Source organism: Rhizobium sp. BK529, assembly GCF_014194105.1.
Lineage (GTDB): Bacteria > Pseudomonadota > Alphaproteobacteria > Rhizobiales > Rhizobiaceae > Rhizobium.
Genome location: NZ_JACIAU010000001.1, coordinates 2,995,947 through 3,013,132, shown reverse-complemented (window position 1 = coordinate 3,013,132; position 17,186 = coordinate 2,995,947). Strand labels below are relative to the sequence as shown.

Annotated in this window: 12 protein-coding genes and 1 tRNA gene; 3 read left to right on the top strand and 10 right to left on the bottom strand. The window is 58.4% G+C overall.

Translation table 11 applies throughout. From position 1 onward, the window contains the following. The first annotated feature begins 130 nt into the window (after positions 1-130). Both FHX08_RS15120 and FHX08_RS15115 read left to right on the top strand, forming a co-directional pair. Positions 131-1,651 (top strand): sensor histidine kinase, encoded by a 1,521-nt coding sequence (locus FHX08_RS15120; RefSeq protein ID WP_132653225.1) that lies wholly within the window; start codon positions 131-133, stop codon positions 1,649-1,651. A gap of 123 nt (positions 1,652-1,774) precedes the next feature. Next, a tRNA-Arg gene (locus FHX08_RS15115) sits at positions 1,775-1,851 on the top strand. Positions 1,852-2,016: 165 nt separating this feature from the next. Here the strand turns inward: FHX08_RS15115 and FHX08_RS15110 are convergent. From FHX08_RS15110 to FHX08_RS15085, 6 genes are all read right to left on the bottom strand, one after another. Further along, a complete protein-coding gene (locus FHX08_RS15110; RefSeq protein WP_184327288.1) occupies positions 2,017-2,727 on the bottom strand; it encodes a hypothetical protein in 711 nt (236 codons plus the stop codon). Between the two features lie 183 nt (positions 2,728-2,910). After that, complete coding sequence (locus FHX08_RS15105) at positions 2,911-3,360, bottom strand: hypothetical protein (RefSeq protein WP_184327287.1); 450 nt, start codon at positions 3,358-3,360, stop codon at positions 2,911-2,913. Positions 3,361-4,180: 820 nt separating this feature from the next. Further along, positions 4,181-7,501, bottom strand: a complete 3,321-nt coding sequence (locus FHX08_RS15100) for a hypothetical protein (protein ID WP_184327286.1) — start codon at positions 7,499-7,501, stop codon at positions 4,181-4,183. Positions 7,502-7,505: 4 nt separating this feature from the next. Further along, positions 7,506-10,157, bottom strand: coding sequence for a hypothetical protein (locus tag FHX08_RS15095; RefSeq protein WP_184327285.1), 2,652 nt, complete (start codon positions 10,155-10,157; stop codon positions 7,506-7,508). Next, positions 10,114-10,302, bottom strand: coding sequence for a hypothetical protein (locus tag FHX08_RS15090; RefSeq protein WP_184327284.1), 189 nt, complete (start codon positions 10,300-10,302; stop codon positions 10,114-10,116). The genes FHX08_RS15095 and FHX08_RS15090 overlap by 44 nt, the downstream gene beginning before the upstream one ends. Before the next feature lie 273 nt (positions 10,303-10,575). Then, positions 10,576-11,694: an FRG domain-containing protein gene (locus FHX08_RS15085; protein ID WP_184327283.1), complete on the bottom strand. Its 1,119-nt coding sequence runs from the start codon at positions 11,692-11,694 to the stop codon at positions 10,576-10,578. A 310-nt stretch (positions 11,695-12,004) separates the two neighbouring features. Here FHX08_RS15085 and FHX08_RS15080 point away from each other — a divergent pair, with 310 nt between their 5' ends. Next, entirely contained in the window at positions 12,005-12,514 is a 510-nt protein-coding gene (locus tag FHX08_RS15080; protein ID WP_184327282.1) for a hypothetical protein, read from the top strand. Between the two features lie 45 nt (positions 12,515-12,559). On the opposite strand, the gene FHX08_RS15075 is transcribed toward FHX08_RS15080, so the two are convergent. The 4 genes from FHX08_RS15075 to FHX08_RS15060 form a co-directional block, all read right to left on the bottom strand. Further along, positions 12,560-15,223, bottom strand: a complete 2,664-nt coding sequence (locus FHX08_RS15075) for a CHC2 zinc finger domain-containing protein (RefSeq protein WP_184327281.1) — start codon at positions 15,221-15,223, stop codon at positions 12,560-12,562. 27 nt (positions 15,224-15,250) lie between these two features. Then, positions 15,251-15,451 carry a hypothetical protein gene (locus FHX08_RS15070; protein WP_184327280.1) on the bottom strand — a complete coding sequence of 67 codons (201 nt, stop codon included), beginning with the start codon at positions 15,449-15,451 and terminating at the stop codon, positions 15,251-15,253. A 14-nt stretch (positions 15,452-15,465) separates the two neighbouring features. Next, complete coding sequence (locus FHX08_RS15065; RefSeq protein WP_184327279.1) at positions 15,466-15,663, bottom strand: helix-turn-helix transcriptional regulator; 198 nt, start codon at positions 15,661-15,663, stop codon at positions 15,466-15,468. 84 nt (positions 15,664-15,747) lie between these two features. Then, complete coding sequence (locus FHX08_RS15060; protein WP_281412349.1) at positions 15,748-16,905, bottom strand: site-specific integrase; 1,158 nt, start codon at positions 16,903-16,905, stop codon at positions 15,748-15,750. Between the last annotated feature and the right edge of the window lie 281 nt (positions 16,906-17,186).

Below are 17,186 nucleotides of genomic sequence, written 5' to 3'. Positions count from 1 at the left end.
GCGCCGCCTGCGGGCGGCGTTTTCATTTGTGATGATTGCCGCTCCTCGCAAAGATTTGAAAGCGGAGCATTCTCGTCTATTATAAGAGCTCATTCTGATGAGCGGCCATTCGCCGCACGGACAGGACGAGATGCCGGTTCAAGACCAGGGCGAAATTTCCACAACGGAAAACACGGCTGCGGGTGAGGCTGTAAAAGGCCCGTATCTGAGTGCCGGCAAATTCGGCGGCCTTTCGGGCAAGCTGCTCTGGCTTACCGTGGTCTTCATCATGCTGGCGGAAATTCTGATCTTCTTCCCCTCGATTGCGAGCATGCGCGTCCGCTGGCTCGAAGATCGGCTGAATACGGCCGCAGCAGCTGCCATCGTTATCGACGGGCTGCAGCCGGTAGAGCTGCCGCGCGCGCTGCAGAAGGAGACGCTGGAAGCAACAGGCACCAAGGCGATCGTGCTGCGCAAGGAAGGAACCTCCCGCCTGCTTGCCATGAGCGAAATGCCGACCTCGGTCGACGAATCCTACGACCTCAGTGACATTCCGCCATTGACCGCGATGCGCGATGCGTTGGACACGATGATCTTCGGCGGCAATCGCATGATCCGCGTCTACGGTGCGGTGGGCGAGACCGATACCGGCGTAGAGGTGGTCATGAAGGACAAGCCGCTGCGCAAGGCCATGTTCGCCTACGCCCGCAATGTTCTGCTTCTCTCTATCCTGATCTCGTTCTTCACCGCGACGCTGATCTTCTTCGCCATCAACCGCATTCTCATCCGACCGATCCGCAAGCTGACGGGCAGCATGCAGCAGTTCGCCTCCGATCCTGAAAATCCCCAGCACGTCTATGTCGGCGATGGCGGGCGCGATGAACTGGCCGTTGCCGGCCGCAATTTGACGTCCATGCAGCTCGAACTGCAGAAGACGCTGAAGCAGCAGAAAAACCTCGCCGCCCTCGGCCTGGCGGTCTCTAAAATCAATCATGACATGCGCAATATCCTGGCATCAGCCCAGCTGATGTCCGACCGCCTCGTCGATGTCGACGATCCCATGGTGAAGAGCTTTGCACCAAAACTCTTGCGCACCATTGATCGCGCCGTCGGTTACACGACCGAGGTCCTCTCCTATGGCAAGGCAACCGAATCGGCGCCGCGCCGCCGCCGCGTCCGCCTTTACGAACTTGTGCAGGAGGTGAAGGATATCCTCGCGATCGACCCGCAGAGCGGCGTCGAATTCGTCGAGCAGATGGGGCCGGATCTGGAAGTGGATGGCGATAGCGAGCAGCTGTTCCGCATCATCCACAATCTCTGCCGCAACGCCCTGCAGGCGCTGACTTCACCGGGCGAAGAGCGAACCGGGGGCGTCAGACGCATCACCGTCGCCGCTCAGCGCGTCGGCAGCGTCGTCAGCATCACCGTGGACGATACAGGCCCCGGCATGCCGCTGAAGGCTCGGCAAAACCTGTTTGCCGCCTTCCGTGGCTCGGCACGCTCGGGCGGCACGGGCCTCGGCCTCACCATCGCCCGGGAGCTGGTGCTGGCGCATGGCGGGACCATAGCCCTTGTGGAAAAGCCGTCGGTCGGCACGCAGTTCCGCATCGAAATTCCGGATCGCCCGGTTTCGCTGGAAGATTACCGCAGCCGGTCGCACGCCGAAAAGTGATGCGATTTCCGCAAATGTGCTTTGCGGAATCAAAGTCGCGATTTTTTTCGAATTGCTATTGCATTGCCCGAAAAGACCCTTTAGAGAACCGCCCACGCAAGCGGCACGGCCGCTTCTGCAAGCGCACCCGTAGCTCAGCTGGATAGAGCACCAGACTACGAATCTGGGGGTCAGGAGTTCGAATCTCTTCGGGTGCGCCACTTCCTTCCGAAAAGTGCTGCAGAATCAATGGCTTGGTGTATTCGCTGTCTGTGATTCCCACATTTGTCCCCACCTTTAAGCGCGGAAGAAATCAGAACTAATCGGGTTTTCTCGGAACTGATTTAGCCCGACGGGTGGGGCGGCCAGCAAGCAGGAATACAGATCTAGCGGCTTCTCCTCTTCGCGATCTTGGTGGTATCGGGAAAACGAATCATCGGCGCCATCTTCCACGGCGTTCCGGCAGCCAGCTCGGCTTTCATCTCAGCGTGAAGTTTAATTTTAAGCTCGTTGATGCGAGCTCGTACGAATTCGACCACCAAAGGAATGTGTGCTTGCGCTTCCTGGATCTTCGATGCGGTCAATCCGATGGTGGATAGAGTTGTGACACCAACCCCGCTCGCATTGCCTTCACGTTGTAAGTCCGGATACGTCACGATGACTCCAACTGCGTCACAGCGTTCGAAATCGTTCACAGAATGCGCGACGTGACGATTTCTAAGTTCGAAGAGAAAGGTGTGAAGGGCCTTATTGTTATCATTCCAGATACCGTCGAACATCTCAGGGGTGAGCTTCACACGTACGCCAGAGGAAAACGGGCGCGCGTAAGCCATCACAGCAGAAAAGATCAAGGCCTTCGCTAAAACGTTTGCGGGGTCGGGTATGCCGAACTTGCTGGCTTCGGCAAAGCATTGCAGTGAATGCTCAAAATCATCTGCAATTAGATGCAAATCCCCATATTCTTCCGCAGAAGGACACGCTTTCAATTCGATCGGAACAATCTTTCGATCGCATCCTATCGGCTCGATATCCATAAATTCAAATGTCCAACTCGGATGAAACAGCTGATCACCGTATTCAATTGGTTCATCGCTCATTGCCTGCCTCCGTCATGACCAACTCCAGATGGGCCAATTCGCCAAGCTCCATTGGCCAACTGGTAGGTTCATATCCCGCAACTCCACCGTAGCCCGCATGCAACGACAGAAGGCCATATCGAGTAACGCAGCTTGCCAAAGGGGCAATGTCGCCCTCTGAGTATCCCGCGTTGAGCATGCCGGTTAAAATGTGCACCCAAACCCCTGTCTCTTCAATTCGGGGGCATTCTGATGTGCCTTGAATGTTCTATATGCGATGCCGATCGTGACTAACTCGTCGCGGGTCATCTGCTCGAGAACACCGGCCCACCGCATGAACGTGTCCGCTGTGAGCGCCTTGTTCTTCTTTAAGCCTGCGATTACCTGCGCTAGCAGGCGAAGGTTTTCATGGGCGGTGCCCATTTCCATCGCCTTTGCGAAGCGAAGGGTCACAGCGATGAAGGGCTCTATATCGTCGGCTTCGAAATCAATAGGGCCGTGCCGACCTGCGGTGATTTCTTCCAGCAAAACTTCGTGAGCCTCGGCGCGTTTCCGCTCACAAGTGCGACACTTAAATAAAACATAACGAGAACCGGATTGACGGTCTTTGGTTCGGGATGCGCTATTGCGCCGAATCAAAAAGCTGCTCACCATGCGCAGCAGCAGCAGAGCACGATGTTCTCATATTTAAGGAGACGTGTGCTCATGGATGAAATTAGCTCCCTCAGTATCGAAGTTGTTGGATTTAAAGCCACCGCGATGGGGACTCTCCCCGTATCCGGCCTGCGGTTGCTCATGGGTCTTATCGTAGTAACTGGCTTTAGCACGGGGCCTGCGCAGATTGTCCGCTGGGCTCGGCGTCTCATACAACACTCGGACAAATGAGCACGGAGAATAGAAAGCGAGGATTGTGATCGGGCGGTTCTGCCGCGCCTCATCACCATCCTCGCCACAGGGAAGTCGCCCTTCGAAATTGCACTTATTCCGAAATCAGCCCTCGTACTGCCGCAATGCCTTCCCCAAATAGTTGTCGGGGCGCATCGCTCTGACCATTGGGGGTATCGTCTTGGGTTGCCTGTTCAAAGCCTTAATCAGCGCGCTCGCAAAAGGGCTCGTCGTACTCGGTGTCAAGTTCGCTTGGACTAGCTGGAGCGAAAAGCGGCGTGAGGACAAGTATGGGGTGGATATGGAGGCTTTCAGGGCCGGCAAAGGCATCCATCAGCGTAATGATCCGCGCAGACCTGATCCAGTCTGAGGGTAGCAGTCGGGGCTGATAGCCCCGAGAAATGGTCAACATCTCGGGGTATGTCTTGGAAATTCTAATGGCTGCTATGGGGCGGGAACTGCTTCGCTTTATTGTGCTGGAGGTCTGGGCGTACTGGCGCAAGCAGCGGCGCGAGCGCAAGTATGAGGCCGACATGGCCGCTTTCAGGGCTGGCAAAGGCAACCTTCGGCGACCTGTCAGTGACGTCGATTACCGGCGGACAGCCTCCTTCGCTTCCGGCATCAGTACACCATCAATCAGCCACCGCCAGTAAGGCAGGCTTGCGAACGGCGTCAGCCGGCGAACAGTGGCAACATCACCTTCCGTCATGCCGGGCGCATTACCTGTGATCGCGCCTTTCGCATTGGCGACAGCGAGGCCGGCAAGGCTCGTGGCATCCGAAGCAAGCTCGTAGGTCGGGCCGAGAAGGCTGCCGACCACGGAGCGCGAGGCGTAGCGGCTTGCCGGCGCCTTCTGGCTGGCATTCGGGAAGAGTGCCGACGCACCGGCATAGAGGCCGGGCACGCCCAATTTCTCAAGCGCGTTGTTGAGCTCGAAGCCGACAGCGAAGATGCCGGAGCGATCGAGCCCTTCCATTGCCCATGTGCCGGGATTGTCGGAAAGCTCCCGGCCGGCTTCCAACTGCTTCAGCGCATAGATGAAGGTGCCGATCGTCGTCATGCCGACGATGCCGCCGACAAGGCGGGTCTTGTCTTCCTGCAGGCCGCGGATCAGGACCCGTTGATTGGAAGCGATGGCGAAGGATTTGAACTGTAAGAGGGCACGGCCGACAGGCGTTAAAGCGAATAGCGGCACGTCGCCGACGCCTTTGGTCACGATGATGGAATCAACGTCCTTGTTGATCGCGGCGCGGAAGGCGCGGCGGGCGGCAGCGGCGATTGCGTCGTCGCCCCATGCTTCCGTGTTGGCGACCTTGACGCCGTCGAGCGTTTCGCCGTGGCTGGCGAAGAAGCGGCCCAAGTCTTCGGCGCGCTGCCCGCCGATGCCGAGGTATCCCATATAGGCGCGCTCTTTGCTCGGCAGCGAGGCGAAGCCGCCTTTCGATGCCTTCTCTGCATTCGCCAAAATGCGGTTCTGGATCATGCGAGAGGCAAGCGTCTTCTGGAAATCATCCCAATGTAAGAGGCCGGTCATGCGGGAGAAGCCGACCGTCATGTTGCCAAGGAAGCGTTCGAACACGGAGCCGTGGGCGTAAGGGTCGGTAATCTCGGCGAGCGAGGCCATGCGGGAGGCGAGAATTTTTTCGCTGATGGCGCCGGCAAGCTGTGCCTCCTTCTTGCTCAAGCCCGCCGCTGCCACGCCGCGGATCATCGGCGCGAGGCCGTCCTTGATGTAGGCGGAAAGGCCATGCACCATTGCCGGCCGCACGGCATCGGCCAGCGAGCCGATCAGCACGCCGCCCATTGCCCGCATGTAGTTGAACGCGCCGGCGCCGGCCAGAACCCGCGCCCATGCCGTGTTTTGGATTTCAGGCCGGTAGTTACCGCGCAGCATGTCGCGCACCGCCTGCAGATCGGCAATATCGGAGCGTTCGCTTTCATTGAGGCGTTTCAGCACGACGGGATCATTGCCGGCCTTTGCGCGAAGCTCGGCATATTCCAGCCGCACGCGCTCGAAAGCTTCCTTCATGGTCGGAGATCCGAAGCGCTCGGCAAGTTCGGTATCGGCGGCCATGACGCGGGCATAGCGCCGGCCGACGAGATCGACGTTATGTTCAAGGAACTTTTCGACCAGCGCATCGGGAATGTTGAAGGAACGCTCTTTCAGCGGGCCGCGGGCGGCAATCGTGAAATTCGGCGGCAGGAAGCCGTCATTCGCCCGGCCCGTCAGCATGTCGTAGACATCATCGACAATGCCCTTCACGTAATCGGCGCGGTCGGCATCATCCAAGAATTCGAACGTGCCGCGCGAAGCATGATCTGTAATCTGGCGATCGACCTTGGCGAGCTTGGCAAGATCGTCGGCATCGAGATCGCGGGCAATGCCGCCGGCCACCTGCTGGAAACCCGTTTCGAATTGCTCGAGCGCTTCGTCGGGCAGATGATGGGCAATGCCGCCGGCGAGATCGTCGAGACCGGCCTTGCGCCCGGCCATGCCGGATTGCAGATCGGCCTTTACGCTTTCGAGGCTTGAAAGCGTCCTTTCCTTCTCGGCCGCCTCGCGCACCATCGCGGCGGAAACTTGCCCGTCGAAATATTCGCGAAGGATGCCTTTGAATTCCTGCTCATTGGCTTCGATCGCTGGCCGGTTCCACATGCGGGAAAAGTAGGATTCCGCGGTAGTCACATCGACGTCCTTGGGCAGAAGGCCGGTATCGATCGCGCGCTGTTTTAGGGGCTCGATGACATGGGAGCGCCACGCGCTCGCAGCTTCCGAGACGCCGGGAATATCGCTCTTGTCGCCGCGGCGCATGGCCCGGCCGACCTCCTCATAGAATTCTCTTTCCGTGAGCGACAGCCCGGCCTTGCGTGCATTGAGATAGGCGCCGCGCTGTGCCTCGACGGCTTGCGCGACGGCGCCGCGGGTGAATTCGTGCATGGCGGTTTCGGCGGCGATATCGCCCTCGCCGGCCATGTTCTTCGTCAGATAAACGGGGTTTTCCATCATCTGCGATCCGATCTGACGCACGGAAACGGCAGGGCTGTTCAGCGTGCGCAGCAGCGGATTGAGCTTGGCGGTCGCCTTGGCAACGGCCGACGCTGCCCGCCCGGCAATGGAGAGATCGCCAAGTGTTTCCGGTTTCACGCCGGCGGCACCGGCAGAGGGCGGAACAGAAAAGCCGGTCATTTCGGCGTGGAGCCCATTCGTGCCGGCATCGAAATCGGGCGCCTTGGCGGCATCGAAAGCACGTGCCGCAGCGGCAGCTTCATAGCGGGTCATCACCGCAGCAGCACCGCCGCCGAGCGTCCCCCACAAGAGCGTGGAGCTGCCGATATTCTTCAATGTATCGACAGGCGTGCGCAATTCTTGGGTCGCATGAAGGCCCGCTTCCTGCGCGACCGCAGAGCCGGCCGCGTAGACGCCCATTCTCACGGCGGATTTGGCGAGCGAATATCCACCGCCGGCGAGCTTCACCGGCCCGCCGCTCGGCAGCAGAATTGTCGGATCGAGCGAACTGATCAGGCCATTGATCCCCATGCCGATCAGCCCGGACCGATCCAGAACGTTGCGGTCCCTCTTTTCCTGATCGATATCCGCCTTCACCGCATTCATCGCCCGTTTGTTGAAAACGTCGATGAAATGATCGGCATATTCTTCGTAGCCTTTCAGGTTTTCCGGATCGAACGGGCGAAAATCATGGTCGATATCGTAATAGCCGCCCGTCGCCTTCTCATAGAGCTTGTCGGAGGTGAACAGCGAGCCGATCAGGTTGCTTTGCCGAAAGGCAGCGCCGGCCGTTGAAAGGTAGCTAGGGCCTTTCTCTGCGGGAGGCACCCCGACCTGTTGCTGCAGGAGATAGCTGGTTTCCGAAGGGGCGGCAGGAAGTGCGCGGTTTTCATCGAATGGCATAGGATCAATTCTTCTTCTTGAGGTTGGGCGACGGGCGGGCGCGGCTACCGAGTGGCGGCTTGGGTTTGGCGGGCGCGGGCTTGGGCCAAGGTATTTTCGGCGGCCCATCGAGAAAGGCTTGCATGGTCTTTTCGCGGTCGCGGCCGTCTTCGATATTCTGCTGGATTTCCTGCCGGCGGGCCTCCAGTTCGGCGAGCTTCTTGTCGGCCTCTGCCTTTTTGACGTCGGCAATCTCTTCCGCGGTTGGCGCGGTCGCGTAAAACGGCTTGCGGTAGTGCTGCAGAACGCCGTTTTCATCCTTGTAAAAAAGTTGATAACGGGGCGGGATGCCGGCGGCGACGTCGTTCTCGGTGTCCTTGTCGGCGACGAGGAAGGCGTCTCCGTGCTTGATGCCTTCGGCGGTAAGCGCGGCGTTCAATTGCTCTCTGATATAACCGTGCGAGCCGTTCGCATCGGCCCGATACATCTTTTCCGCCGGCAGATAGGTGACGGCGTTTGTCCCTTCGATCGCAAATTCCGACGTGCCATAGCGGCGCTGGATGCGCGCATTCGCGAGCGCCGTGCCGGCAGTTACATCGCCGGCGGCGTCGAAAATGCTTTCCGTCAGAACATCCTTATAATCGCTGACGATCGCGGCCGACTGCGCGGCACTGCTGCCAAGGCTCGGCGCAAAGGAGAAAATGCCTTTGTCGAAAAGCCCCTTGACCTTTCCCTCCGTCGCCAGACCGTCGATCGCGTCCTTCATCTGCTTGGTATCCATCAGCGCCGAGCGCTGGCGTACCTTGTCGGGGTCTTTGCTATCGATGATGCGCTTCGCGGCAATTTCGGGTGTCAGGCCCACGTCATCGACATAGTGCGAATAGAGGGCCACGGCATCGGCGAATTCAGTCCCGCCAGCCATGCGGCCGAGTGCGCCGGCATTGATAGCTGAAATCTGCTTGCCGACATCGAGGGCAAAAATCGTTGCGCCTTCCTCCCGGCTCGCCAGATTGGCGCGAAGCACACTGCTGACACGCGTCGGCACGGTGCCTGTCTGCTCGATCAGCTTGAACATGAGTGGCTGGACCTGTGACGGCGCGGCATTCGCAGCCAGTGCGCGCCAGACGTTGTCATTGGCCTTGCGGTCGGCTTCGCTGTAGGGGTCGATCACCAGCTTGCCGGCATGAAACGCCTCGACATTGGCGCGCGTTTCGAGTGCATCCTTGTTCTTCTCATTGAAGGCATTGATCAGCGTGGCCTTGTCGCCGTCATCGATGACGGTATCCGCGTTGATATCCTGCACGGTCAAAGACGTGTCGCCGTTGGCGATGCGCAGCCGGTACGCATCGGCCTGTGCCGCCTGTGCGGCCTTGTCCCGCGCTGCCTGCTGCGTGGCCGCGGCCCGCGCACCATCGGCCGCACCCTCGCGGATTTCATCGGCATAAGCAGGCGGCAAGCCGGCCAAGACGCTCTCCGTCACCGGCGAGAATTGCGGCCCGGCGGTTTGCGGCACTGCCGGTCCCGGCCCGGCCGTTGTCGATGGCGCGCCGGCCGCAACGGCAAGAGGCGCCGACCGTGCCGCACCCATGCGCTTTGCAAACTCGGCATCGGAAAGCTTCGCCAGCCCTTCCCAAGTCTTGGAAAGCCCGGCCCGCACGGCGGCATAGTTGCCGGCGGCAATGTCCTGATTGATATCGCGGCCGGTTCTGGTGCGGTAATCGGCCTGCGCCAGCCAGGCGGCGGCGCGATCCTGCGAGGCCGGCGAAAAATCCGTCAGCCCGAGCGCCTTGGCCGCCATGTCCCAGGTGCCCTTGACGAACTGGTAGCGGCCCGTTGCCGTCGTCGTGCCGCCGGCGCCGATGAAGCCGGGATGGGCGGCATAGTCCCTGATGCGCTGGCCGCCGTTCATCATGTCGTAGGCCGGCGATTCCGTGCCCGAGATGACGGAAAGCAGCGCATATTGATCGTGGCTAAGGCCCGGCGCTGCAAACTGCCCCGGCGCCGGATTGGAGGCGCTGAAATGCGCTGCGTCTGCGCTCGCCGCCTTCTTGAGATCGGGCTTCAGCCTGTCGAGCAGGATCATGTGATCCTGTGGCGTGATGTCGGTGACGTGATCGGTGGCGTATTTTGCGGCCTTGATCGGGTCGTTTTCGGCGATGCGCAACGCAGACTGTAGGCGAACGTTGCTGATATAGGTGGCGCGCTCAAGCTGCGTGCGCTGCTCGCCCCATCCCTCCTTTGCGCCGCGGGCATCAAGCTCCTGCAGGCCGCGGCCGACGAAGCCATTCCACCTGTTATCATCGTCGGGCGTCTGGATCGCCTGCCGTGAGTAGTTTTCGGCTGCCGATGCGTGCTCTTGAACAAACCATTTCTTGGTTTCGTCGGCCTTCTTGATCATGCCGGATCGCAGCGCGTCGGTTTCAAAGGCGGCGATCTTGCTGTTGAACTGCGCCACCTGCGCCGGCGACATCTTAGCAACGATATCGCGCTTCAACCCCTCGACGCTCTTGGCGTAGGCGTCGTATCCATCGACCGCCTGCCGGCCTTGCGCATTGGCATAGCCGGTATCGGGGTCGTAGAGCAGCTTGTCCTTGGCCTGCAGCCATTGATTGGCGCCGTCGCTGACGGCGGCATCATCGCGCATCTGCTGCACGCGGCACCGCGTCGGCCATGACATCCATGCCACCGGCAACGGACTGCAGCCCTTTGCCGATCGCCGAGCCAAAGGCATCGGCCGTCGCGCCGCCGACCAGCGTCTCGGTATATTCGGGCCGCAGCGCAACCCGTTCTTCGCTTTCCTGATAGAGAGGGACTTTCACCACGTCCTGCAGCCTTTCGCCATCGTGTGTTGAGGATCACAGCGACCATCGGCGAGAAGGGTTGAGTCCGAGACAGACGGCGGGAGAGAGTTAGGTCTCAGAGTAGCCCATGAATTCTGAGGGCCGCATAGGAAGCAGGAAGTGCATAGACATTTCCTTACCTCTTCTAGAAAAATGGTAGAGTCATTACCTGCCAGATACAGACTGACACTTTCCGTATATGGACTAAATAACCCTATTCAACGTCGGCAGCCTAGGCATTGTGCCGAGCAGGTCTTACGGACCGAAGTTTTTAAGGCGCATTTCCTCACAGGCGCCATCGATGCCCGGAAAAAGAGAACCCGCGGCCACCCCCATAAGACGCAAATCCGATAGAACGGCACCGCGTTCGGTATATGGAAGCTCATAAACGCTGAGATATGTCTTGTTCCGCAACTTGCCGCACATATCCAGATACGACTCGACATCATCGACAGTAGTTATCGAGCATATCGCCTGCTGGGGAAGCGCACGAGGGTTCTCAAGTGAAATCGGAGCAAGGATTGAAAAGTGAGGCATGACGTTGACGATTGAGGAGAGCGTCAAAAAATCGTTCTGCCATGCAACTCGGTCGAACTTGAATATACGAATTCGCCTTGGTTCTGAGTCCACAGCGGGCTTGTTACGATATGCAAAGTACGCGGCAACGTATGGCGAGTGAGTCCAGTCTAGTAGTGGCGTCGGATAGCCGTGATGTTGCAGCAGATTCCAAAACGAGGCATTTTGGATATTATCCCTTAAGTCAAAATAATGGCGTGTCTTGGAACTGACCATTCCATGAAGCATGGGAATGTCGGTGTTCGAAAAGCGATTTAGATCGCGGCGGTTTGTACGATGAAATGACGATCGGAGCCTATTTACGACCGGCTGTCCCCTGAAGATGAAGCGGTCAGGCTCAAGTCGTCCGACATCAACCTTAAACTTCTCCCAAGTCTTGATCCGTCTGTCTGGAGTAAGTTTGCTTCGCTTATCAGCGGATCCGCTGGTTAGAACCACGTCCAGATTGCCGACGAGATGGGCACCAACATACGTTGATGCTGCAGCCCTGAGACCCTTCCGCGTTAGAGTGAGCGTCAATTCTACGCGGTCCGGGAAAAACACGTTGGGAAAAGCCTGTTGAAGTTCCTCGATCTCAACAACTGAAGTGCTAGCCACCCTCTGCACCGAAATACGCTCTCGGATATGCTGGACTTTCGCCTTATCCGTCGTTCGAAACTCAACGACGAAGACATATTGATTGATTCCATCCTGAAATATACAGGCTCGACCTGAGTAATCGTGTTCGTTGTCGTCGATCTCGACAGTTACATTCCCGGTCGCGTAGCCACCAAATTTCCCTTGCCATTGTCCTTTCATTTTGCCCTCCCGCAAACGCGATTATCTCGCGCGATCTCAACTCAGAGTTCACGCGGCCGTTTGGGTCAAGGTGTTAGGTGGATCGTAGCTGTGGACAATATAGCCGAAGACAAAGCTTACCTGCTCGAAAGCGCTCCTCCACTCTACTCGCCTATTTTCAGAGTGGTCTAAAGGTCGCGGGAAACGATTTCTGCAAATGTGAAATGGGATGTGCCAGTCTGTGCTTAATACCTTTTCGTTAATTGCCGCGCTCACGATAAAATCGTATCTCGATGATTATGCAACCTGTCGCTTTCTTGGAGGAACGCAGATGTCGGACGATCGAGAGGAGAAGCGCGAAAATACTATTAAAGGCAACAAGGGAGCAGTCGGTTCGTCAAGCTCAACCGCCGCTGTGTCCGCGCATAAGATTAATACATCACTTGATTATGAAACCGTAAACACAGTTTCACCTCAAGAATTTTCGCTACTTCTCTCTACTTTTGATCCCCAAAGGTTCTCAAAATCAGACGAGTTTGATATTCAAAGAGTTGAAATGATGCTTGATCTCAAAGGTGGTGCTCTTGCAAATGAAGATATGTATCTGGAAAAATACACTTGCAGCGGCTGCGGAAAGCAACTTTTCTTCTCTGATTTTGTCTACACATCCATCACAGATGCGGGCCACCATAAATCATTCGTGGTTCATACGTTATTGGGATCAAAGCTAATCCGAAACAAGCATCGAAATATCCGGTGCAGTAATTGCCGGACGGTCTCAACTAAACCTCTAAATTATTGGATAAATAACTATCAGTGCTGTAATACGGGTAATATATAGTGGTACTCGCGCTGTTGAGCGAGGTGGGAAGCTTTGCAGGTCTCCTTATGTGGAGTCGATTCTCCAAAGGACTGCGTTAACGCGGTTCTTCCCCGCTTGGGCGATCATCTGGCCGTTAACGATCCGCCCGGTATGCTTGCGCAAGAACCCGCTAAACCGCGTGGTATTCAGCCGGCCGCGCTCGATGAAATCGCCAAGCGCCTCTATCAGCCCTTCATGCCGGCGGTTGCCAATCGGATCAAATGCGCCTTCATCGACCATCCTTGCAATGTCGGCAGCAGCCCAAGGCTTGCCGGCCGGCAACGCCGCAATGATCGCCGATGTTCTCTCCTTTTCCGGGTCGTTCTCCCTGATCTTGGCCGAATTGCCGAGCGGGTCCGGCAGGCCGAGCCAGACGAGCGCCGAGCGCACGAGGTTTGACCACGCCTCGAAGGAACCGAGCGCCGGCGAAACCTTCTCTCCCTGATTAGCGACGAATGCCCGCAACAGCGTCAGGCACGCGGTGACGATCTCCACCCGCCGCCGGCGCGTATCCTCGATGACGTCGCTTTCAAAGACGCGCTCTTCCGGCCGCTCGACGCCGGCATCTAGATTGATCAGCACGACGCGCCGTGTCATGTCGCCGGCAAAGCGCAAGCCGTTGCCGGTCGCGCAGAACATCACGGCCGTCGTAGAGTCCAGCGAGATGGTATTGCCGAGCGGGCGAATATTCACTTCCTCCTGCGACAGCACTTGGCACAGGTGATCGGAACGAAGCGCCACCGACAGATTGTCCAGGTTGATGAAGCTGTCACCCTTCAAGAGCCGAGATTCAAGGACTTTGCGCAGCTCCTCATCATCGCCCGAATAGGAGTTGACGGCCGCAATCTTGCCCGTCGCGAGGATGGCGGCAATATCGACCAACTTGGATTTGCCCGTACCCGGCGCCGTCGCATTCACGCCGAACAGCGGGGCGGTTCTCAGGGCGGGGCGGACGATCGCCGTCAGGATCATGGCAATGGTCGCCGATTCATCGACGCTGCCCACGAAGGGGAAAGTCGAAACAAGCTGTCGGATCGTGTCCAAAGCAGCCGCTGCGGCGGCCTTATCTGGGCGCTCGGCGATGTCAGGCCATGTCGCATCAGAATCGAAATAAATGCCGCTCTTCAGATCGAAGCCTTTGGCGGTGAAGACAGTGCCATCGCTGCGCATGATCGGCGTGGAGACAATGGCCTTGAGTTGGTGAAACGGCCAATCCCCGCACCGTGCAATCACGGCCTTTGCGACAAGCGGCGGGCATTTCACCTTTCGCGATCCGCTGGCCGTTCTTCCATCCTGCTTGCGCCAATGGATGGCTTTGGTCAGCATCTCCGTAAGGTTCACTTCCTCTGCTGGCACCAGCACCGACATTTCTTTCCCTGTGATGCGCACGAGGCGAAAGAGAGCCGTGCCGCGGGCGTAGAGCGGAGCCTCATCGAGCACGATATTGCAGGCGCGCGTGACGGCCTCCGAAAGTGCGGCCTCGTGATATTCGATGATCGGCCTATCGTCGTCCTCGCCATCGCCATCTTCGGCAGTAGCGGGCGTGGTCTTGGCGCGCTTCCGCTTTCGCGGCGCCGACGTATCAACGGGCGCGGCTTGCTCCTGCTTCTCGTCTGTCGATGCCGCGGGCACAAAAGGGCGAACCGTCGCGTGCATGAAGGCATCAAGCTCGGCTTGCGTCCAGCCATCGTCAAGCGCATCGGCGCAATCCCATCCGCGGGGCGGAAAGCGGCCGGCCCGCCAGTCCCCGAAACGATAGGCCTTGCCATTGCCGGCAGCGCCGGGATCTGCGAAACCAACAAGACGAACGCGCGCCCCAAGCTCGACAAGCTGCAGTGCGAGTTCATGTGATGTCGCCATGCCCGGCCCATCGAAATCAGGCCAGATAATCACGTCGCGGCCCGCAAGCGGCGTCCAGTCCGTATGCTTGACGCCCTGCGTCCCGCCCGCCCATGAAACGACGGTTCGCCCGCTCGACTGGCGCAACCGGTCCCGACACTTCTCGCCCTCGACAATCATCACCTGCCGATCGCCGAGCGCATCGAGCCCGTAGATCGGCCGTGGCTTGGGAAATGGAAAGCGGCACCATGTTTCCGTTCCGTCCGGCAGACGCACAAACATCACCATCGGCGTTTCCTTGCCGCCGTCAGGCAGATCATGGCGCAGCACGTAGCCGAGAAGCGAACCGTCCGCATAACGATAAGGAAAGACCAGCGACGGCGCAAAGGCGCCCCATTCGGAGCGCTCGCCCTTCCGCTTGGGATTATAGAGCCTGATGCGCTGGCCTGGCTGCAGCGCATCCGTCGGCGGCGCGATCGGCACGCTACCGGCATAGGCATCGAGTGCCGGCAGCGGCCGAACATTGGGCCGGCCCAAGCCGCCTCCAGCGAGAATGCGGATCGCTTCGGGCAGATCGACGCCCTTCACTTCCCGCACGAAATCCAGCACATCACCCTGCTTGCCACAGCCGAAGCAATGGAAACGCTCCATGCCGTCATTGCCGATATAGACTTTGAATGACGGGGTATTCTCGGCATGGAATGGGCAGCAACTTTCAAACTCGCGCCCGTTTCGCATGAGCTTGTAGCCAAATTGCATGACAGTCGAGGCGAGCGACACGTCGCGGCGCAGACGTGCAATATCGTTCGCGTCCGTCTTCGACGGCGCGTATTCAGGTATCCGGGGCATCGGGATTTCCGCTTTAGATCGAGGCGATCAGAGAAGTTCTGGCTGGTGGATTTCCGCGGCAAGCTGTTTCAGCCGCTCGGGAATGGCGAGGATTTCAAGCCTCGCCACTTCGTCGAGATCGGCAAATGTCAGGCCGCGGGGATTGAAGGGGTCGATGGCTCGCGCGGGCGCCTCAAGAAGACGCCCGTCCCGCGTTGCCAGCCGCATGCTTTTGACTTTGATGTTCATTGCGCTGCCCTGCCTCAATTGAGGGGCGGCGTTGCACTGGCGACGCATTCGCTAATCCAGCTTTCGACTTGGCCTTCAAGCCAGCCGACAGCGCGTTTGCCGATCTTGACCGGCCGCGGAAACCGCCCTTCGGCTATCATTGCATAGAGGGTCGAAGTCGGCAGGCCGGTCTTATTCTGAACTTCCGGGCGGCGGAGAATCCTGTCTGTCATTTCCCGTTTCCTTATGTGGAATGTTTCGGACCTCCCAAGCGATAATTGGAAACGGTTGGCTAGTAGAACAGATTGCCTGAAAAATCAGGCAACCTGTTGTTTAATATCGCTCTTCCCGCTCAGGAATTTCGCCCATTCATCCATCATTTCACGCCGCCTCTCGAAGAGGTCTGATCGCGCATAGGCCCGCTCGACCGCATCGCCGACGCCATGCGCCAGCGCTGTTTCCGCGACCTCGCGGGGGAAATCTGTCTTCTCCTGCACCCACGTTCTGAAAGACGTTCGGAAACCGTGAATATCTGCGTCATAGCCAAGCTCTTTGACCAGCTTCGACAGGGTCATGTCAGAGAGCGCTTTGCCGCGGATGCTAGAAAAGATGAGATCGGAGCCGCCATTGATCTTTGCGGCCTCGTCCAGAATTTCCAGAGCGCGGGCACAGAGCGGAACCCGGTGGACGCGCTTCATCTTCATCCGCTTGGCGGGGATCGTCCACACCTTCGCCTGCCGGTCGATTTCGTCGGGGCTTGCGCCCCGCGCTTCGCCAGAGCGCACGGCCGTCAAAACAAGGAACTCAAATGCGAGCTTGGTTATGGCCCAGGCATTGGATTGCTTCACACTGTCAATGCAGCCGGCGACTTCGGAATAGGGCAGGGCCTTCCGGTGTTCCTGCGTGCGCTCGACCTTTGGAAGCGCCAGCGCGTCGGCCCGAGCCGGATTATCCGCCCGCATTCCCTCGGCAATGGCCCACTTGAAAACCGCGCTGATGCGAAAGATCAGTTTTCGAGCGACTTCCGGCGCCACCTGCCGCGCGGCCAATATCGCTTGCCGCACATCGGCGCTCGAAACATCGGCAACAGACGTCGCGCCGAACCGTGGAAACACATAGGTCGTCAGCGTCGCAAGAAACGCCTTGCGATCGCGCTCATTCTTCCACGTCGGTTCCAGTTCCTTGTGCGTCGCAATCGCCGCCTGCTCAAATGTCAGGATTGACCGGACCTTTTTCTTATCCGCGATCGGATCAAGCCCGGCCCGCGCCGCCCGCCTGTTGTCGAGCGCGGCGTCTCGCGCTGCCGCAAGCGTCACGAGATCCGCGCTACCCAATCCGATGTCCCGGCGTTTCCCGCGGATGACAATTCTTTGCACCCACGACTTCGCGCCGCTCTCCTTCACGAAGAGAAACAACCCATTGCTGTCACCGTATTTGCCAGCCGCGGCAACCGACTTCACAAACGCCGCCGTCAAAGGCTTCCGCTGCCGCCGAGCAAGCTTTTCTTCCAAAATTTGTCTAGACAAATTTTTCAAAACGTTCCCACATCTGTTCCTACATTGAGTGTCGGACCCATGTAGAACAAACCGGAACGGATTGGAAGAGGCGTCGATAAAAAATGTTATAAATCAAATATATACAAGAACGCCTCGGAATTCTCTGGAAACTAAAATGGCGCACTTCGGGTGCGCCATTCTTTTCCTGAAATAATATAACTCATTGTCCGCAGCGTCCGCGGTTATCTTCCGGCTTTACC

Excerpts from the sequence above, each read along its gene's own strand:
- FHX08_RS15065 (WP_184327279.1), bottom strand. The coding sequence starts at position 15,663 with ATGACAGACAGGATTCTCCGCCGCCCGGAAGTTCAGAATAAGACCGGC.
- FHX08_RS15110 (WP_184327288.1), bottom strand. The coding sequence starts at position 2,727 with ATGAGCGATGAACCAATTGAATACGGTGATCAGCTGTTTCATCCGAGT.
- FHX08_RS15070 (WP_184327280.1), bottom strand. The coding sequence starts at position 15,451 with ATGAACATCAAAGTCAAAAGCATGCGGCTGGCAACGCGGGACGGGCGT.
- FHX08_RS15080 (WP_184327282.1), top strand. The coding sequence starts at position 12,005 with ATGTCGGACGATCGAGAGGAGAAGCGCGAAAATACTATTAAAGGCAAC.
- FHX08_RS15100 (WP_184327286.1), bottom strand. The coding sequence starts at position 7,501 with ATGCCATTCGATGAAAACCGCGCACTTCCTGCCGCCCCTTCGGAAACC.
- FHX08_RS15085 (WP_184327283.1), bottom strand. The coding sequence starts at position 11,694 with ATGAAAGGACAATGGCAAGGGAAATTTGGTGGCTACGCGACCGGGAAT.
- FHX08_RS15120 (WP_132653225.1), top strand. The coding sequence starts at position 131 with ATGCCGGTTCAAGACCAGGGCGAAATTTCCACAACGGAAAACACGGCT.
- FHX08_RS15075 (WP_184327281.1), bottom strand. The coding sequence starts at position 15,223 with ATGCCCCGGATACCTGAATACGCGCCGTCGAAGACGGACGCGAACGAT.
- FHX08_RS15095 (WP_184327285.1), bottom strand. The coding sequence starts at position 10,157 with ATGTCATGGCCGACGCGGTGCCGCGTGCAGCAGATGCGCGATGATGCC.
- FHX08_RS15105 (WP_184327287.1), bottom strand. The coding sequence starts at position 3,360 with ATGGTGAGCAGCTTTTTGATTCGGCGCAATAGCGCATCCCGAACCAAA.